At 71.1% G+C, this 17,441-nt stretch carries 19 protein-coding genes and 1 riboswitch; of the genes, 14 read left to right on the top strand and 5 right to left on the bottom strand.

The window, feature by feature from the left end:
- Positions 1–13 precede the first annotated feature (13 nt).
- Positions 14–769: an RDD family protein gene (locus ACIQKA_RS22065; RefSeq protein WP_383434172.1), complete on the top strand. Its 756-nt coding sequence runs from the start codon at positions 14–16 to the stop codon at positions 767–769.
- Between the two features lie 30 nt (positions 770–799).
- On the opposite strand, the gene ACIQKA_RS22060 is transcribed toward ACIQKA_RS22065, so the two are convergent.
- Positions 800–1,105 (bottom strand): hypothetical protein, encoded by a 306-nt coding sequence (locus ACIQKA_RS22060; RefSeq protein ID WP_391092596.1) that lies wholly within the window; start codon positions 1,103–1,105, stop codon positions 800–802.
- A 325-nt stretch (positions 1,106–1,430) separates the two neighbouring features.
- On the opposite strand from ACIQKA_RS22060, the gene ACIQKA_RS22055 reads away from it, so the two are divergent.
- Together ACIQKA_RS22055 and ACIQKA_RS22050 are read left to right on the top strand one after the other, a co-directional pair.
- Positions 1,431–3,875, top strand: a complete 2,445-nt coding sequence (locus ACIQKA_RS22055) for an immune inhibitor A domain-containing protein (protein ID WP_383152292.1) — start codon at positions 1,431–1,433, stop codon at positions 3,873–3,875.
- A 120-nt stretch (positions 3,876–3,995) separates the two neighbouring features.
- Positions 3,996–4,349 (top strand): hypothetical protein, encoded by a 354-nt coding sequence (locus ACIQKA_RS22050; protein WP_383152291.1) that lies wholly within the window; start codon positions 3,996–3,998, stop codon positions 4,347–4,349.
- Positions 4,350–4,386: 37 nt separating this feature from the next.
- On the opposite strand, the gene ACIQKA_RS22045 is transcribed toward ACIQKA_RS22050, so the two are convergent.
- Positions 4,387–4,983: an isochorismatase family protein gene (locus ACIQKA_RS22045; RefSeq protein ID WP_383152290.1), complete on the bottom strand. Its 597-nt coding sequence runs from the start codon at positions 4,981–4,983 to the stop codon at positions 4,387–4,389.
- A gap of 168 nt (positions 4,984–5,151) precedes the next feature.
- Positions 5,152–6,480: a nicotinate phosphoribosyltransferase gene (locus ACIQKA_RS22040; protein ID WP_383152289.1), complete on the bottom strand. Its 1,329-nt coding sequence runs from the start codon at positions 6,478–6,480 to the stop codon at positions 5,152–5,154.
- A 123-nt stretch (positions 6,481–6,603) separates the two neighbouring features.
- On the opposite strand from ACIQKA_RS22040, the gene clpS reads away from it, so the two are divergent.
- The 10 genes from clpS to ACIQKA_RS21990 all read left to right on the top strand — a co-directional run bounded on the left by clpS (position 6,604) and on the right by ACIQKA_RS21990 (position 14,391).
- Positions 6,604–6,909, top strand: coding sequence for an ATP-dependent Clp protease adapter ClpS (gene clpS / locus ACIQKA_RS22035; protein ID WP_079131186.1), 306 nt, complete (start codon positions 6,604–6,606; stop codon positions 6,907–6,909).
- Positions 6,909–7,496, top strand: coding sequence for a DUF2017 domain-containing protein (locus tag ACIQKA_RS22030; protein WP_383152288.1), 588 nt, complete (start codon positions 6,909–6,911; stop codon positions 7,494–7,496). Before clpS ends, ACIQKA_RS22030 begins: the two co-directional genes overlap by 1 nt.
- Positions 7,497–7,827: 331 nt before the next feature.
- Positions 7,828–9,255: an amino acid permease gene (locus ACIQKA_RS22025; protein ID WP_383152287.1), complete on the top strand. Its 1,428-nt coding sequence runs from the start codon at positions 7,828–7,830 to the stop codon at positions 9,253–9,255.
- Positions 9,256–9,344: 89 nt separating this feature from the next.
- On the top strand, positions 9,345–9,770 hold the full coding sequence (locus tag ACIQKA_RS22020; RefSeq protein WP_383152286.1) for a Mov34/MPN/PAD-1 family protein: 426 nt from the start codon (positions 9,345–9,347) through the stop codon (positions 9,768–9,770).
- 62 nt (positions 9,771–9,832) lie between these two features.
- Positions 9,833–9,904, top strand: a riboswitch (cobalamin riboswitch).
- A 62-nt stretch (positions 9,905–9,966) separates the two neighbouring features.
- Complete coding sequence (locus tag ACIQKA_RS22015; protein WP_390105400.1) at positions 9,967–10,959, top strand: ABC transporter substrate-binding protein; 993 nt, start codon at positions 9,967–9,969, stop codon at positions 10,957–10,959.
- Positions 10,956–12,050 carry a FecCD family ABC transporter permease gene (locus tag ACIQKA_RS22010; protein ID WP_383152284.1) on the top strand — a complete coding sequence of 365 codons (1,095 nt, stop codon included), beginning with the start codon at positions 10,956–10,958 and terminating at the stop codon, positions 12,048–12,050. The genes ACIQKA_RS22015 and ACIQKA_RS22010 overlap by 4 nt, the downstream gene beginning before the upstream one ends.
- A gap of 46 nt (positions 12,051–12,096) precedes the next feature.
- The gene (locus ACIQKA_RS22005; RefSeq protein WP_402542040.1) at positions 12,097–12,882 is read left to right on the top strand and encodes an ABC transporter ATP-binding protein; all 786 of its coding nucleotides are present in this window, start codon (positions 12,097–12,099) and stop codon (positions 12,880–12,882) included.
- Between the two features lie 44 nt (positions 12,883–12,926).
- A complete protein-coding gene (locus ACIQKA_RS22000) occupies positions 12,927–13,064 on the top strand; it encodes a putative leader peptide (RefSeq protein ID WP_366375066.1) in 138 nt (45 codons plus the stop codon).
- A gap of 92 nt (positions 13,065–13,156) precedes the next feature.
- Positions 13,157–13,435: a MoaD/ThiS family protein gene (locus ACIQKA_RS21995; protein WP_383152282.1), complete on the top strand. Its 279-nt coding sequence runs from the start codon at positions 13,157–13,159 to the stop codon at positions 13,433–13,435.
- 5 nt (positions 13,436–13,440) lie between these two features.
- A complete protein-coding gene (locus ACIQKA_RS21990) occupies positions 13,441–14,391 on the top strand; it encodes a PLP-dependent cysteine synthase family protein (RefSeq protein ID WP_383152281.1) in 951 nt (316 codons plus the stop codon).
- Between the two features lie 16 nt (positions 14,392–14,407).
- Here the strand turns inward: ACIQKA_RS21990 and ACIQKA_RS21985 are convergent, their stop codons facing one another.
- Positions 14,408–14,911, bottom strand: a complete 504-nt coding sequence (locus ACIQKA_RS21985) for a type II toxin-antitoxin system PemK/MazF family toxin (protein WP_383152280.1) — start codon at positions 14,909–14,911, stop codon at positions 14,408–14,410.
- A 200-nt stretch (positions 14,912–15,111) separates the two neighbouring features.
- Between ACIQKA_RS21985 and ACIQKA_RS21980 the strand changes: the two genes are divergently transcribed.
- A complete protein-coding gene (locus tag ACIQKA_RS21980; protein ID WP_383152279.1) occupies positions 15,112–15,864 on the top strand; it encodes an MBL fold metallo-hydrolase in 753 nt (250 codons plus the stop codon).
- A 66-nt stretch (positions 15,865–15,930) separates the two neighbouring features.
- On the opposite strand, the gene ACIQKA_RS21975 is transcribed toward ACIQKA_RS21980, so the two are convergent.
- Complete coding sequence (locus ACIQKA_RS21975) at positions 15,931–17,196, bottom strand: PTS transporter subunit EIIC (RefSeq protein WP_383152278.1); 1,266 nt, start codon at positions 17,194–17,196, stop codon at positions 15,931–15,933.
- Positions 17,197–17,441: the final 245 nt, after the last annotated feature.

The following is a 17,441-nucleotide window of genomic DNA, read 5'->3' as shown; positions in this document are numbered from 1 at the left end:
ATGCACTGCCCCCATGAGCACCGACCAGCCGCCGCCCGGTCCGCCGCCCGACGAGGACCCGTTCAGCAAGAGGCCCCAGGAGCCCCCGCCGTCCGCCGGCGGCCAGCCGCCGCCTCCCGGTGGTCCGCCCCCGGAGGGCCCGCCTCCCGGTGGTCCGCCCCCGGGCGGTCCGCAGCCCGGGAACCCGTACGGCTCCCCGTACGGCGGCGCGGGCGGCTCCCCGTACGACAACGCGCCCCCGCCCCCGTACGGAAGCGGCTACGGCGGTGGTTACGGCGGGACCGATCCGCTCTCCGGGATGCCGCCGCTCGCCGACTCCGGACGCCGCATCCTCGCCCGGCTCATCGACTGGGTCATCGTCGCGGTGCCGCTCGCGATCATCGGCATCCCGTTCAAGGTCTACGACCGGGTGTCGTCCGACGACGACTTCGGCGACGCGGTCAGCAGCTTCAACGGCGGGGGCCAGCTCGTCTTCCAGCTCATCACGATCGTCGCGTACGTCGCCTACGACACGGTCCTGACGGCCAGGAACGGCCAGACCCTCGGCAAGAAGCTGATGAAGCTGCGGGTCGCGATGCTCAACGACGGCTCGACGCCCCCGACGAGCCAGTCGCTGCTGCGCGCCGTCGTGCTGTGGCTGCCCGCGCTGATCTGCTGCGCCTGCCTGTGGCCGCTGCTCCTGCTGATCCTGATCCTGGTGGACAAGCCGTACAAGCAGGGTCTGCACGACAAGGCGGCGAAGACGGTGGTGGTCTCCGTCCCGCGGTGACGAACCCCCGCGTCACGGACGTCACGGACGTCACGAACCGATCCGGGTCCCGGTCCTTCCGCCCATGCGCGCGGCCGGCACCCGGATCTCTTCGTTTCCGGGGGCCCCGGGAGTTCCCCCGGCCGCGGATGCGGACCGAACCGGTGCGGAGGTCTTGACGGACCCCGCCCGCCCCGGCATCGTCACCGCCACGAGGACGCCGAGCAGCAGGCCGGCGGCACAGGCCGCGGCGATGCCGGGGACCGTCGTCGCGCCGGAGAGCAGCAGCAGGGCGACGGTCGCGAGCACGACGGTGGCCGAACCACAGGTGAGCTGTGCGGCGTTCGGACGCTGCATGACGAGTACCCGCCCCTCAAGACATCGGTGCGACCCTACGTCGGTGGATGCCCGGAGGGAACGAGGGGTAAGCGCGCCCCCGCCCGATGTCGGTGCACGGGGGGCGCACAGGGTCATGGGATCGTCAAGAATCCTTCACGGTGCGCCCGCCGGGTGTTCGATTATCGGAAACCGGCTCCCACATAGTGCAGTTGGTATGTGCAAGTCAAGATCTGTCTTTTCTCGCCTCACTCCGGTCGAATGTCGTCACTTGTGACGCGCGACCCGCCGGGCGGACACCCCACCTCCGGTCCGTGAGTGCGGGCGCCGGGGAGGACTACATCAAGTGACCAACAGACGACGGGCGATCAGAACGTCCGCAGTCGTCGTGGCGCTCGCGGCCACCGCCGCCACCGCCTCGACGTTCACCACCGCGTGGGCCCACAGCGACGGCAACGTCACGCCGGCCGACGTCCGCCACGACCCGGCGCCCGGCGCGCCCGGCGCGGGCATCGACAAGACGGCGGTCGACCACGACCTCGAAGGCCCCTTCAGCGAGCAGCAGCAGAAGCAGCGCAAGGCCGCCCTGGAGCAGGTGCTGAGCGGCAAGAAGAAGATCGAGCGCCGCGGTGGTTCCCAGGTCGTCAAGCTCGACAGCAAGAAGTACGTCGAGCTGGGCCGTGAGAAGACCGACAAGATCTTCACGATCCTCGTCGAGTTCGGCGACAAGGTGGACAACACCACCCTCGTCGACCGCGCCGACGACGACACGACCGAGCCGAAGCCGAAGTTCGGCGGCACGCCCGGCCCCCTGCACAACCAGATAGCCAAGCCGAACCGCAAGAACGACAACTCCACGGCCTGGCAGAAGGACTACAACCAGGCGCACTTCCAGGACCTGTACTTCGGCACCGGCAAGGACGCCAAGGGACAGCCCAAGCAGTCGCTGAAGACCTACTACGAGAAGACCTCGTCCGGCCGTTACTCGGTCGAGGGCGGCGTCTCCGACTGGGTCAAGGTCGAGTACAACGAGGCCCGTTACGGCTCGAACTACTGCGGCAACAGCAACTGCGCCAACGTCTGGGACGCCGTCCGCGACGGTGTCACCGCGTGGACCGCCGACCAGAAGGCCAAGGGCCGCACCGACGCCCAGATCAAGGCCGACCTGGCGCAGTACGACCAGTGGGACCGGTACGACTTCGACGGCGACGGCAACTTCAACGAGGCCGACGGCTACATCGACCACTTCCAGATCGTCCACGCGGGCGAGGACGAGTCGGCGGGCGGCGGCGCCCAGGGCGGCGACGCCCTGTGGGCCCACCGCTGGTACGCCTACGGCACCAACGCGGGCAAGACCGGCCCGGCGAACAACAAGGCCGGCGGCACGCAGATCGGCGACTCCGGCATCTGGGTCGGCGACTACACGATGCAGCCGGAGAACGGCGGCCTCGGCGTCTTCGCGCACGAGTACGGCCACGACCTCGGCCTGCCGGACCTGTACGACACCTCCGGCCTGCCCGGCGCCGAGAACTCGACCGGCTTCTGGTCGCTCATGTCCTCCGGCTCCTGGCTCGGCCGCGGCAAGGACGCCATCGGCGACCTGCCCGGCGACATGAACGCCTGGGACAAGCTGCAGCTCGGCTGGCTGAACTACACCAAGGTCGCCAACGAGGCCCGCAAGTGGAACTCCACCCACAAGCTGGGCGTCGCCGAGTACAACACCAAGAACCCGCAGGCGCTCGTCGTCGAGCTGCCGAAGAAGCAGGTCACCACTGAGATTGTCGCGCCCGCCGAGGGCGCCACGCAGTGGTGGAGCGGTATGGGTGACGACCTCAAGAACACCCTGACCCGCTCGGTCGACCTCACCGGCAAGAAGTCCGCCTCCCTGGAGCTCCAGGGCTGGTACGACATCGAGCTCGACTACGACTACCTGTACGCCGAGGTCTCGACCGACGGTTCCAACTGGACCGCCCTGGACGGCACCGCCGACGGCAAGCAGATCCCGCGCGACGCCAGCGGCGCCCCGGCGCTGACCGACGTCTCCGGCACCCACAAGAAGCTGGTCTACGACCTGTCCGCCTACGCGGGCAAGAAGTTCGACCTCCGCTTCCGCTACCAGACGGACGGCGGCGCGGGCGGCAAGGGCTTCACCGCCGACGCCATCACCGTGACCGCCGACGGTGCCGCCGTCTTCTCCGACAACGTCGAGAACGGTGACAACGGCTGGGCCGCCAAGGGCTTCTCCCGCGTCGGCAAGGGCTTCACCAAGGCGTACGAGCAGTACTACATCGCCGAGAACCGCCAGTACGTCTCGTACGACGAGACCCTGAAGGTCGGCCCGTACAACTTCGGGTTCACCGGCGAGAAGTCGACCTGGGTCGAGCACTACCCGTACCAGAACGGCCTGCTCATCTGGAAGTGGGACCTCTCCCAGAAGGACAACAACACCGCGGTCCACCCGGGCCAGGGTCTGATCCTTCCGGTCGACGCCCACCCGGCCCCGCTGAAGTGGAAGGACGGCACCCTGATGCGCAACCGCGTCCAGGCGTACGACTCCACCTTCGGCACCTACCGGACCGACGCCCTCCAGCTCCACAAGGCGGACGTCGCGACCTTCGTGCCGTCGCTCAAGGGCAACCCGGTCTTCGACGACCGGAAGGGCACCTACTGGTACAAGGCGACCGAGCGCGCCGGTGTCCAGGTAACTGACACCAACACCAAGATCGAGGTCGTCAAGGAGCCGAAGAACGGCGAGACGATCACGGTCCGCGTGGGTCCGTCCACGAAGTAATCGGTAAAACCACAGGTCAAAGCGTGATCGGCCGTCGCCCTCTAGCGGGCGGCGGCCGATCGTGTTTAGGTGCGTCTGACGCTTTTCTTATTGACACCGACCACGGGGGAGTGGTTCCGCATGCCCAACGGAGGGTTCTGCAAGCTGCCGGGAGGCAGCGTGGTCGTGGCCATAGGGCTGCCCAGCCCGGCCGGCGACGGCGCCACGGTCCGCTTCTTGGTCCACGCGGCGAACCGGGCCCGCGCCCTGACCCGGCTGCGGAACCTGGGGCTGCGCGCGGTCTACCTCCGGGGGAACACCGAGCCGCCCACTCCGGACGAGGTCACCGCCGTCCTGCACCACCCCGACGGCCTGCTGTGGAGGTCCACCCCGGGCGCCGCCCAGGAGCTCTGGCACCCGGCGCGCTCCCTGCCCAGGGAGCCGGCGGTGCGGGAGGCGCCCGCGGCGGTCCTGCCCCGGGGCCGTGCCGCGTAGCAGGCCCCTTCCGGGGCCGCGCCGCCCGGCGGGCGCCTCAGACCACCGGCTTGCCGGTCAGCTCCACGCCCGCCGCCCGCAGCTCCTCCAGGGCCCGCTCCGTCGTCGCCTCCGCCACGCCCGCCGTCAGGTCGAGCAGCACATGGGTCCGGAAGCCCTCCCGGGCCGCGTCCAGGGCGGTCGCCCGGACGCAGTGGTCGGTGGCGATGCCCACCACGTCGACCTCGGCGACGTCCCGCTCGCGCAGCCACTCCGCGAGCGTCCGGCCGTTCTCGTCCCGCCCCTCGAACCCGCTGTACGCGGCGTCGTACGCGCCCTTGTCGAAGACGGCGTCGATCGCCCCGCTGGCGACGGCGGGCGCGAAGTTGGGGTGGAAGCCGACGCCCTCCGTGCCCGCCACGCAGTGCACGGGCCAGGAGGTGACGTAGTCCGGGTCCTCGCCGGGCGCGGCGAAGTGCGCCCCCGGGTCCACGTGGTGGTCGCGGGTGGCGACGACGTGCCGGTAGGAGGTGCCCGCCGTCTGGCCGACCAGGTCGGTGATGGCGGCGGCGACGTCCGCCCCGCCCCTCACCGCGAGGCTGCCGCCCTCGCAGAAGTCGTTCTGAACGTCCACAACGATCAATGCGCGGTGCATGGCGGGTGTCCTTAGGGCGTCGGAGGGGGTGGGATCGAGCCTAGAGACTTCCCCTCCCCTTCGGGAGGGGGAGCCCCGGGCCACTGCGGCGGCTACGCCGTCCTGCGCAGGCGTGCCGTCCGCGCGGGCGTACCGCGGGTCGGCCGTACGGACCGGCCGGCGCACGCCTCAGGCGTACTCGGTCGGCAGCACCGGCTCGCCGCGCGAGAGCTGGACCGCCGACATCGGCAGCCCGGCGCGGGCCGCGATGTGCCGGTCCCTGGCGGCCTCCAGCGGCTCGCGACCGACCACCTGCCCGTTCTCGACCAGTCGAACCAGGAGCTGCCGGTCGGCGAGGTCCGCCGGGACGGGCCCGGTGCCCACGACCTCCGCCTCGGCGACGCCGGCCGCGTCGGTCCTGCGGGCCGCCCACTTGCGCCCGCCGACCGAGGCCTTGCCGCCCAGGGACCTCTTGGCCACCGGCACGAGCGGCGCCTTCGGGTCGGCCGAGGCGGCGCGCGCGACCAGCTTGTAGACCATGGAGCAGGTCGGGTGGCCGCTGCCGGTGACCAGCTGCGTGCCCACCCCGTACGCGTCGACCGGGGCCGCCGCCAGCGAGGCGATGGCGTACTCGTCCAGGTCCGAGGTGACCACGATCCGGGTGTCCCGGGCGCCCAGCTCGTCGAGCTGCGCCCGCACCCGGTGGGCGACGAGCAGCAGGTCGCCGGAGTCGATCCGGACGGCCCCGAGCTCCGGCCCGGCCACCTCGACGGCGGTCCGGACGGCCTCGGCCACGTCGTAGGTGTCGACCAGCAGGGTCGTGCCGCGTCCCAGGGTCTCGACCTGGGCCCGGAAGGCGTCCTTCTCGCTGTCGTGGAGCAGGGTGAAGGCGTGGGCGGAGGTGCCGACGGTCGGGATGCCGTAGCGGAAGCCGGCCGCCAGGTCCGACGTGGAGTCGAAGCCGCCGACGTAGGCGGCGCGGGAGGCGGCGACGGCCGCCAGCTCGTGGGTGCGCCGGGCGCCCATCTCGATCAGGCCCCGCCCGCCGGCCACGGCCGACATGCGGGAGGCGGCGGCCGCGATGGCCGAGTCGTGGTTGAGGATCGAGAGGATCACGGTCTCCAGGAGCACGCACTCCGCGAAGGAGCCCTCGACCCGCAGGACGGGGGAGCCGGGGAAGTACACCTCGCCCTCGGGGTAGCCCCAGACGTCACCGGAGAAGCGGTAGCGGGAGAGCCACTCCAGGGTCGGTTCGTCCACGATGGAGCGCTCGCGCAGGAACTCCAGGACGGCCGGGTCGAAGCGGAAGTTCTCGACGGCGTCCAGGACCCGCCCGACGCCCGCGAGGACGCCGTAGCGCCGCCCCTCGGGCAGCCTCCGGGTGAAGACCTCGAAGACGGAGCGCCGGTCGGCGGTGCCGGCCGCGAGGGCCGCCCGGAGCATGGTCAGTTCGTACTGGTCGGTGAAGAGCGCGGTCGACGGCACGTCCACCGGCAGCCCAAGGTCCGCAGCGTTCATGCCGGTGATGCTAACCCAGAAATCGTCACTCTGACGATTTCTGGGGCGGCGGGCTCTCCGGGGGCGTGTCGGAGCACCGGCCCGTTTGTGCGATGGGCCCCCCGGGGTGGCAGCATGGGGTGAGTGAGCGTCGCGCCTATCGAGATCGAACGTACGGAACCGGCCGAGGAGGTCTCCGCGGTCGTCGAACCGGACGTGCCCTGGGTGACCCTCGTGCACAACGACCCGGTGAACCTGATGAGCTATGTGACCTACGTCTTCCAGTCGTACTTCGGTTACTCCAAGGACAAGGCGCACAAGCTGATGCTCGACGTGCACCACAAGGGCCGCGCGGTGGTCTCCAGCGGCACCCGCGAGGAGATGGAACGGGACGTGCAGGCGATGCACGGCTACGGCCTCTGGGCGACCCTCACCCAGGACCGCGGCTGATGGCCGGCCGCTTCGAGGCCCTGGCCGGCGGCGGCGCGGCCGTCGCCCTCGACGACGTCGAGATCTCCATCCTGCGCTCCCTGTCCGTGCAGCTCCTGGAGCTGATCGGGCCGGGCGACGAGCCCGCCGCCGACGCGGACCCGCTGGCCGCGCTCTTCGCCGAGGGTCCCAGCGAGCCCCCGTCCGACCCCGCCCTGCGGCGCCTCTTCCCCGACGCGTACGGGGACGACACCGAGGAGCTGCGGGCCGCCGCCTCCGACTTCCGCCGCTACACCGAGAACGACCTGCGGGCCCGCAAGCGCGAGGACGCCCTCGTGATGGTGCGCGCCCTGGACTCCCTCGCCGCCGAGGCGGCCGGGGAGGGCGGCGCGGTCCTCAAGCTCACCCCGGACGAGTCCCGGGCCTGGCTCGGCACGTTCAACGACCTCCGGCTGACCATCGGGACCCGCCTGGAGGTCTCCGACGACGAGGAGAGCGAGCGGCTCTACCGGCTGCCGGACTCCGACCCGCGCAAGCCGATGGTGATGGCCTACCTCTGGCTGGGGGCCCTCCAGGAGTCCCTCGTGGAGACCCTGCTCTCCTCCTGAGGGGACCCGCCGGAACCGCGACGGCACGGGCCGTTCGCTCAGCGGACGCTCAAATCCGGATAACGAATGCGTTATGCGAGCGTCCGCTTGGCCCTCTTGAATCCGGTGCGTCCGTATTTTCATGTGACCCGCGCCACGCGCAACTCCCTCGATCGCCGCCCACCCCGTGATAAATCTTCACGACCGCTCGGGGACGCCACCCCTGTCCCCGAGGGCGCTCGGGCCGGCTGACCGCCGGCGGCACTCCATCCACATCCGGGGGGATCAGGATCTGGTCCGCGGCAGACGCACTCGCAGTCGCGCGGATCAGCATGGAGAAAGGCGCACCACCATGACCTCTGTGCAGGTCGACAAGCAGCACGACGGCACCGACGGGGCCGTGGGCGGCGGCGAGGGCTACCAGCGTGGCCTCGGCGCCCGGCAGATCCAGATGATCGCGATCGGCGGTGCCATCGGCACCGGGCTCTTCCTCGGCGCGGGCAAGGCCATCCACAAGGCCGGACCCAGCCTCGTCCTGGCCTACGCGATCGCGGGCCTGGTCATCTTCTTCATCATGCGGGCCCTGGGCGAACTGCTCATGTACCGCCCCGTGTCCGGCTCCTTCGCGGAGTACGCGCGCGAGTTCATCGGCCCGTTCTGGGGCTTCGTGACCGGCTGGACGTACTGGCTCTTCTGGGTCGTCACCGGCATCACCGAGGTCACCGCCGCGGCCACCTACATGACCTACTGGTGGAACATCCCGCAGTGGATCTCCGCCCTCGTCTTCACCGTCGTCCTCTACGGCGCCAACCTGATCTCCGTGAAGCTCTTCGGCGAGCTGGAGTTCTGGTTCTCCATGGTCAAGGTCACCGCGATCATCGGCATGATCCTGATCTGCGCCGGCATCCTCACCGTCGGCTTCTCCGACGCCGGCGACACCGCGACCGTCGCCCACCTGTGGAACCAGGGCGGCTTCTTCCCGAACGGCGTCGGCAGCACGCTGATGACGCTCCAGATCGTGATGTTCGCCTTCCTCGCCGTCGAGCTCGTCGGCGTCACGGCGGGCGAGTCCAAGGACCCGAAGACCGTCCTGCCCAAGGCCATCAACACCGTGCCGTGGCGCATCGCCGTCTTCTACGTCGGCGCCCTGATCATGATCCTGTCGGTCGTGCCGTGGACCGAGTTCCAGCCGGGCGTCTCCCCGTTCGTCGCCGCCTTCGAGAAGATGGGCCTCGGCGTCGGCGCCGCCATCGTCAACTTCGTGGTGCTGACCGCGGCCCTGTCCTCCTGCAACTCGGGCATGTACTCCACCGGCCGCATGCTGCGCGACCTCGCGCTCAACGGCCAGGGCCCGAAGGTCTTCACGAAGCTCACCAAGAGCGGCACCCCGCTGCTCGGCCTGACCTTCTCGGCCTCGCTGATGCTCGTCGGCGTCTGGATCAACTACGTCGCCCCCGGCAAGGCCTTCGAGTACGTCGTCTCCTTCGCCACCATCTCCGGCATGTGGGCCTGGATCATGATCCTGGTCTGCCAGATCCGCTACCGCGCCAAGGCGAACCGCGGCGAGCTGCCCGAGTCCGCCTTCAAGGCCCCGGGAGCCCCGTACACCAGCTGGTTCGCGCTCCTCTTCATCGGCATGGTCATCGTGATGATGGGCATCGACGAGGGCGCCCGCGTCTCGCTCTACTGCGCGCCGGTCTGGGGCCTGATCCTGGGCGTCTCCTACCTGGTCCTGAAGTCCCGCAACCCCGAGAACGCGGCCTTCGCCAAGCGCTCCTGAGCCCGGACGGAAACCGCACCCGTCCCAGCATGCGGGCCCCGCCGTACCACTCCTCGGTACGGCGGGGCCCCTCTGCTTATCCTGTCGCCATGCTGACCATCACCCGGGCCCTGTACGACCAGATCGTGGAACACGCCCGCGCGGACCACCCGGACGAGGCCTGCGGCGTGGTCGCGGGACCGGCCGGCACCGGCCGCCCCGAGCGCTTCGTCCCGATGCTCAACGCGGCCCGCTCGCCCACCTTCTACGAGTTCGACTCCGCGGACCTGCTCAAGCTCTACCGCGAGATGGACGACCGGGACGAGGAGCCCGTGATCGTCTACCACTCGCACACCGCGACCGAGGCCTACCCGTCCCGCACGGACATCACGTACGCCAACGAGCCGCACGCCCACTACGTCCTCGTCTCCACCGCCGACACCGACGGCGCCGGACCCTTCCAGTTCCGCTCCTTCGCCATCGTCGAGGGCGTGGTGACCGAGGAGGACGTGCAGGTCGTCGAGGCCTACTCCTGACACCCGGACGACCCGTTTCGCGCCGATGAGACACTGACGCGAAACCAACGGACGGCAGGACCCAGGAAGCCGGTGCGAATCCGGCACGGTCCCGCCACTGTGACCGCCCCCTCCGGGGCGGAAGCCAGGAACTGACCTGCCGTCCGCCCACCGCCGATCGGGGACGTGGAAATCCCCGGAGGAGGAACGTCCCGTCATGTCCTGGCGCCGCCCCCCGCTGCCCGCCGCCCTCTCCGCGGCCGTCCTGGTCCCGCTCCTCGCCGCCTGCTCGGCCGACTCCGGCCCCGCCGCCGACGAGCCCGCGAAGGCCGCCCCCGGATTCCCGTACACCGTCACCAACTGCGGCGTGAAGAGCACCTTCCAGGCCCCGCCGAAGCGCGTGGTCACCATGAACCAGCACGTCACCGAGATCATGATCGCCCTCGGCCTGGAGAAGTCCCTCGTCGGCACCGCCTACCTCGACGACGCGGTCCTGCCCGCCTACAAGAAGGCCTACGACTCCGTCCCCGTCCTCGCGAAGGAGTACCCCTCCAAGGAGGCCCTGCTCGCCGCGAACCCCGACTTCGTCTACGGCGGCTACTCCTCCGCCTTCGACGCCAAGGACGGCCGCAGCCGCGACGACCTGAAGAAGGCGGGCATGTCCACCCGCCTCAACAGCGAGTACTGCCCCTCCGGCAAGACCTCCGTGGACGACCTCTACCAGGAGGTGACCGAGGTCGGCCGCACCTTCGGCGTCCCCGACCGCGCCGAGAAGTGGATCGCGCAGGCCCGCGCCACCGTCGCCGCCAACGAGAAGCGCCTCAAGGACGTCCCGCCCGTCCCCGTCTTCGTCTACGACAGCGGCGACAAGACCGCCTTCACCGTCGGCGGCAAGGGCATCGGCAACGAGCTGATCACCCGCTCCGGCGGCCGCAACGTCTTCTCCGACCTCGACAAGGCCTTCGGCGACGCCGCCTGGGAGGAGGTCGTCGCCCGCAGGCCCGAGGTCGTCGTCATCTACGACTACGGCTCCACCACCGTCGAGCAGAAGAAGAAGCGGCTCCTCGACGACCCCGCCCTCAAGGACGTCCCCGCGATCAAGAACCGCCGCTTCGCCGTGATGCCGCTCTCCGACGCGGTCCTCGGCGTCCGCGTCCCCGACGCCGTCGACAAGCTGGCCGCCCAGCTCCACCCGGCCACCGCCCGATGAGCACCGGAACCCGCGCCCCCGGCACCAAGGAGAAGCAGACCGTTCCGGCGCGGGTCCCGCGCCCCCGGCCCCCGGCCGGCCGGCTGCGCACCCCGGCCGTCGTCGCCGGGCTCCTGCTCGCCCTGGCCGCCGCCTGCCTCGCCTCCCTCGCCCTCGGCTCCGTCCGCGTCCCGCCCGGTCAGGTGCTCGACGCCCTGACCGGCCGGGCCGGGCCCTCCCCGTACCGGACGATCGTCCTCGACGTGCGGCTGCCCCGGCTCCTGCTCGGCGTCGTCGTCGGCGCCGGACTCGCCGTCGTCGGCACCGTCCTCCAGGCCCTCGTCCGCAACCGGCTCGCCGACCCCTTCCTCCTCGGCATCTCCTCCGGCGCCTCCGCCGGAGCCGTCCTCGTCCTCGTCCTCGGCATCGGCGGCGGGATCACCACCACCCTCGCCCTGCCCGCCGGGGCCTTCGCCGGCGCCCTGTTCTCCCTCGTCCTCGTCTACGGACTCGCCCGGCGCGGCGGAACCATGACCGGCCCCCGGCTCGTCCTCGCCGGCGTCGCCGTCTCGTACGTCCTCTCCGCCCTCACCACCCTGATCCTGGCCGCCGCCGGCCGCCCCGAGCACTTCCGCGAGGCGCTGTACTGGTCCCTCGGCGGCCTCGGCAGCGCCCGCTGGGACGTCCTCGTCCTGCCCGCCGCCGTCCTGGCCCTCGGCCTCGGCGTCCTGCTCACCCTCGCCCGCCCGCTCGACCTGCTCCTCGTCGGCGAGGAGGACGCCACCGTCCTCGGCCTCGACACCGCCCGCTTCCGCGCCGCCGTCTTCGTCCTCGTCTCCCTCGTCACCGCCGTCATGGTCTCCGCGAGCGGCGCCGTCGGCTTCGTCGGCCTCATGGCCCCGCACGCCGCCCGGCTCGCCGTCGGCGCCCCGCACCGCCGCCTCCTGCCGGTCGCCGCGCTCGGCGGCGCCCTCGCCCTGGTCCTCGCCGACCTCGGCGCCCGGACCCTCATCGCACCCCAGGACCTCCCCGTCGGCGTCCTCACCGCCCTGGTCGGCGGCCCCTTCTTCCTCTGGCTGATGCGCCGCCGCCCCGAAGGAGCGCTCCTGTGACCGAACCGCGCCCGGAAGGGCTCCCGCCCCGCCCGGAGGACCCCTCGTGACCGAACTGCGCCTGGAAGGCCTCGCGTACGAGGACCGCCTCCGCTCCGTCGACCTCACCGTCCGCCCCGGCGAGACCGTCGGCCTCATCGGCCCCAACGGCAGCGGCAAGACCACCCTCCTGCGCTGCGTCTACGGCACCCTCGCCCCCACCGCCGGACGCGCCCTCCTCGACGGCGACGACCTGCGCGCCCTCGGCCCCAAGGGCCGCGCCCGCCGCGTCGCCACCGTCCCCCAGGACACCGGCGCCGACTTCGAGCTCACCGTCCGCGAACTGGTCGCCCTCGGCCGCTCCCCGCACAAGCGCTTCTGGGAGGGCGACACCGCCCCCGACCGCGCGCACGCCGACGCCGCCCTCGCCCGCGTCGGCCTCACCGGCTTCGCCGACCGCCCCTACCCGACCCTCTCCGGCGGCGAGCGCCAGCGCGCCCTGGTCGCCCGCGCCCTCGTCCAGGAACCGGCCCTGCTCGTCCTCGACGAGCCCACCAACCACCTGGACATCCGCCACCAGCTCGACGTCCTCGCCCTCGTCCGCACCCTGGGCACCACCAACCTGCTCGCCCTGCACGACCTCAACCTGGCGGCGGCGTACTGCGACCGGATCTACGTCCTGGAACGGGGCCGGGTCGTCACCGGCGGCACCCCCGCCGAGGTCCTCACCCCGGCCCTCCTCGACGCCGTCTACGGCGTGGACGCGGAGGTCGTCCCGCACCCCAGGACCGGCACGCCGACCGTCGTCTACCTGCACGGTCCGGCAGGCGGTCAGGAAGCATCCACCATGTGAGATCACATTCCGGGACCCGGACCGGGAATCGATACGATGAGCCCATGGTTTCCCACGACGTGAGCGAAGAGACGCCGAGCACGCCCCTGCTCGTGGCACGCCTGCACGTCGACCTGGGCCGCCTCGCCAGCGCGATCTGTACGAGCGGAACAGCGGTCCGCCCGGTCCGCGCCGCTCTCTGAGCGGCCGGCCGAGCGCCCCTCACCGTACGACCCCCTCCGCGCGGGGCCCCAGCAGCGCGCCCATCACGCCACTTCCGACAGGAGCCCACGCCATGGCCATCGAGGTCCGCATCCCGACCATCCTCCGCACCTACACCGACGGCGCCAAGGCCGTCGAGGCCAGCGGTGGGACCCTCGCCGAGCTCTTCGCCGACCTGGAGACCCGCCACGCCGGGATCGAGGCCCGCATCGTCGACGGCGACAAGCTCCGCCGCTTCGTCAACGTCTACCTGAACGACGAGGACGTGCGCTTCCTCGACGGCATCGAGACCAAGCTCTCCGACGGCGACAGCGTCACGATCCTGCCGGCCGTCGCCGGCGGCGCGGTCTGATCCACATGCGTTACGACTCCCCGCTGGCGGCGGTCGGCAACACGCCCCTGGTCCGCCTCCCCCGGCTCTCGCCCTCGGACGACGTCCGGATCTGGGCGAAGCTGGAGGACCGCAACCCCACCGGCTCGGTCAAGGACCGCCCCGCGCTCCACATGATCGAACAGGCGGAGAAGGACGGCCGGCTCACCCCCGGCTGCACCATCCTGGAGCCGACCAGCGGCAACACCGGCATCTCCCTCGCCATGGCCGCCAAGCTCAAGGGCTACCGCATCGTCTGCGTCATGCCCGAGAACACCAGCGAGGAGCGGCGCCAGCTGCTCGCCATGTGGGGAGCGGAGATCGTCTCCTCCCCGGCGGCGGGCGGATCCAACACGGCGGTGCGCGTCGCCAAGGAGATCGCCGCCGAGAACCCGTCCTGGGTGATGCTCTACCAGTACGGGAACCCCGACAACGCCGGTGCGCACTACGCCGGTACGGGCCCCGAGATCCTCGCCGACCTGCCCTCGATCACCCACTTCGTGGCCGGGCTCGGCACCACCGGCACCCTGATGGGCGTCGGCCGCTACCTGCGCGAGCACAAGCCCGACGTGAAGATCGTGGCCGCCGAGCCGCGCTACGACGACCTCGTCTACGGCCTGCGCAACCTCGACGAGGGCTTCGTGCCGGAGCTGTACGACGCCTCCGTCCTCACCACCCGCTTCTCCGTCGGCTCCGCCGACGCGGTCACCCGCACCCGCGAACTCCTCAAGGAGGAGGGCATCTTCGCGGGCGTCTCCACCGGCGCGGCCCTGCACGCGGCCATCGGCGTCGGCAACAAGGCCGTCAAGGCGGGGGAGAGCGCCGACATCGCCTTCGTCGTCGCCGACGGCGGCTGGAAGTACCTGTCGACCGGCCTCTACACGGCCGCGACGACCGAAGAGGCCATCGAGACGGTCCAGGGCCAGCTCTGGGCCTGAGCCGCTCCCGCGGTCCTCAGCGCGCGAGATGACGGACCCGGTCCCACAGGGCCGGGTCCACCTCTCCCACCCTCCGCCGGAAATCGGCCACCGGCACGTTCCGCAGCTCGTCCGTCTCCAGGAAGCTCGGCCGCCCCCGCGCGTCGCCCACCGTCCCCGGCGGCAGCGCGATCACCCCGGGCCGCTCCTCGTGGTGCCTGCTGGTGATCTTGGCGACGAGCGCGCCGCTCCCGCGCACCGAGAGCACCAGACAGGGCCGGTCCTTCGACCCGGGCCCGTCCTCGAAGGGCACGTCCGCCCACCAGATCTCACCGGCCTTCGGCCCCCGGCCCGCCTTCTGCGGTGCCGACGGCCGGGCGGACGGCCGGGCCGGGGGGCGGGTCCGCCCCGGCGGCCGGGTCCGCCCCGGGGGACGGCGGGAGGAGGGGCGGCGCGGCGACCGCTTCCGCCCGTCGACGAGCGCCACCACGAGCGCGAGCACCACGACCCCGACCAGTGCGGGCCACCACGACGTGTCCATACCGCACGACGGTACCGGCGCGCGGCTCCCTCCGCCGTGGCGGGGCGGCATCCATCCGAACCGGTGACAGAGCCCGTGAGTTCGCCCACAACCGGCCACCGCGAAGGAGCGACGGGCCCCGGTGCGCCTTACGCTCGACAGACCGCACAGCCTCCCCTCCCCTGCGCATTCCCGCACCCGTCCACGGAGGTTCACGCTCCATGAAGCTCACCGTCGTCGGTTGCTCCGGGTCGTTCCCGTCCGCGGACTCGGCCTGTTCGAGCTACCTCGTCGAGGCCGACGGCTTCCGGCTGCTCCTCGACATGGGCAACGGCGCCCTGGGCGAGTTGCAGCGCCACATCGGTCTGTACGACCTCGACGCGATCTTCCTCAGCCATCTGCACGCCGACCACTGCATCGACATGTGCGGGTACTTCGTCGCCCGGTACTACCGGCACGAGGGCGGGCGCTGCGGCGCGATCCCCGTCTTCGCGCCGGAGGGCGCCGAGCAGCGGCTGACCACGGCGTACGCGGACACGCCGTCGCCCACCGCGATGGGCGAGGTCTTCGACTTCCACACGCTGAAGTCGGGCAGCTTCGAGCTCGGCCCGTTCTCCGTCCGCACGGAGAAGGTGTGCCATCCGGTCGAGGCGTACGGCATCCGGGTCGAGCACGGCGGCCGCTCGCTCGCGTACTCCGGGGACACCGGCACCTGCGAGGCGCTGGACGAGCTGGCCGAGGGCGTCGACCTCTTCCTCTGCGAGGCCTCCTTCACCCACGGCAAGGAGGACATCCCGGACCTCCACCTCAACGGCCGCGAGGCCGGGGCCCAGGCGGCCCGCGCCGGGGTGGGCCGCCTCGTCCTCACCCACATCCCGCCGTGGACGGACGGCGAGCGGAACCTGGCGGACGCGCGCGAGGTGTACGCGGGGCCGTCGGAGCTGGCGAGATCGGGCGCGGTGTACGAGGTCTGAGCACGGACACGGGGAAGGCCCCGGAACCTGGACGGTTCCGGGGCCTTCGGCGTGACGGGGCGGGACTCACGCCTTGGTGAGGTCCTCGATCTCCTCCTCGGGCTCGCGGCCCGGGGTGGTGAGGTTGAACTTGGTGATCGCGAAGCGGAAGACCACGTAGTAGATCGCCGCGAAGACGAGACCGATCGGGATGATCAGCCACGGCTTGGTCGCGAGGTTCCAGTTCAGCGCGTAGTCGATGAAGCCCGCGGAGAAGGTGAAGCCCGCGTGGACGCCGAGCGCCCAGGTCACGGCCATGGATATGGCGGTGAGGACCGCGTGGATCGCGTACAGGAGCGGCGCGATGAACATGAAGGTGAACTCGATCGGCTCCGTGATGCCGGTGACGAAGGAGGTCAGCGCGAGCGAGAGCATCATGCCCATGACGGCCTTGCGGCGCTCCGGGCGGGCGGAGTGCGCGATGGCGAGGGCGGCGGCCGGGAGGCCGAACATCATGATCGGGAAGAAGCCCGACATGAAGATTCCGGCGCTCGGGTCACCGGCGAAGAAGCGGTTCAGGTCACCGTGGACGACCTCGCCGGCCGCGTTGGTGAAGTCGCCGATCTGGAACCAGGAGACGGTGTTCACGAACTGGTGCATGCCGACCGGGATCAGCGCGCGGTTGATGAGGCCGAAGAGGCCGGCGCCGACCGAGCCGAGACCGGTCATCCACTCGCCGAAGCTGGAGATGCCGTTGCCGATGGGCTCCCAGATCAGGCCGAAGACCACGCCGACGAGGGTGCCGACGAAGGCCATGATGATCGGGACGAGGCGGCGGCCGTTGAAGAAGCCGAGCCAGTCGACCAGCTTGGTGCGGTGGAACTTCTGCCACAGGACGGCGGCGATCAGACCCATGATGATGCCGCCGAGGACACCCGGGTTGTTGTAGGTCGCGGCGACGTCGACACCCTTGTTGGCGGTGGTGTTGACGACGGCGTCGGTGACCGGGAACGCCTTGAGGACGTTGCTGTAGACCAGGAAGCCGACGAGGGCGGCGAGGGCGGTCGAGCCGTCGGCCTTCTTGGCGAAGCCGATGGCGACGCCGATGCAGAACAGCAGGGGCAGGTTCGAGAAGACAGCGTCACCGGCCGTGGCGAACACGGAGGCGACCTTGTCCCAGCCCAGTCCGTCCTTGCCGAACACGTCGGGCTGGCCGAGACGGAGCAAGATACCCGCGGCCGGCAGTACGGCGATCGGCAGCTGCAGGCTGCGACCGACCTTCTGCAGGCCCTGGAACAGGCCGGATCCGCGCTTCTTCGCGGGAGCGGCGGCCTGGGCGGTGGCCGTACTCATCAACTTCCTCCAGTAAGGCAAGGCGCCGCCGGAGGACAGTGAAAGGGGGTGTCGGCGGCGTCTCGTGGAACGCGGTGGTCTGGACCGCGTGGTCTACACCAATGAGTGGTGTAGACCAGTTTTAGCACGCGCGACTTAGATAAGGAACCTGTGAATTCTCACCCGCTCGAACACGCTCCGTAGCGGGCGCGGAAAGGCCCCCGGACCGTGGGGTCCGGGGGCCTGGATCGGGGCCCGCCGCGGGA

The sequence above is a fragment of the Streptomyces sp. NPDC092045 genome (genome assembly GCF_044756005.1).
In the GTDB taxonomy this organism is placed as follows: domain Bacteria; phylum Actinomycetota; class Actinomycetes; order Streptomycetales; family Streptomycetaceae; genus Streptomyces.
This window is presented reverse-complemented; position numbering and strand designations above follow the sequence as displayed.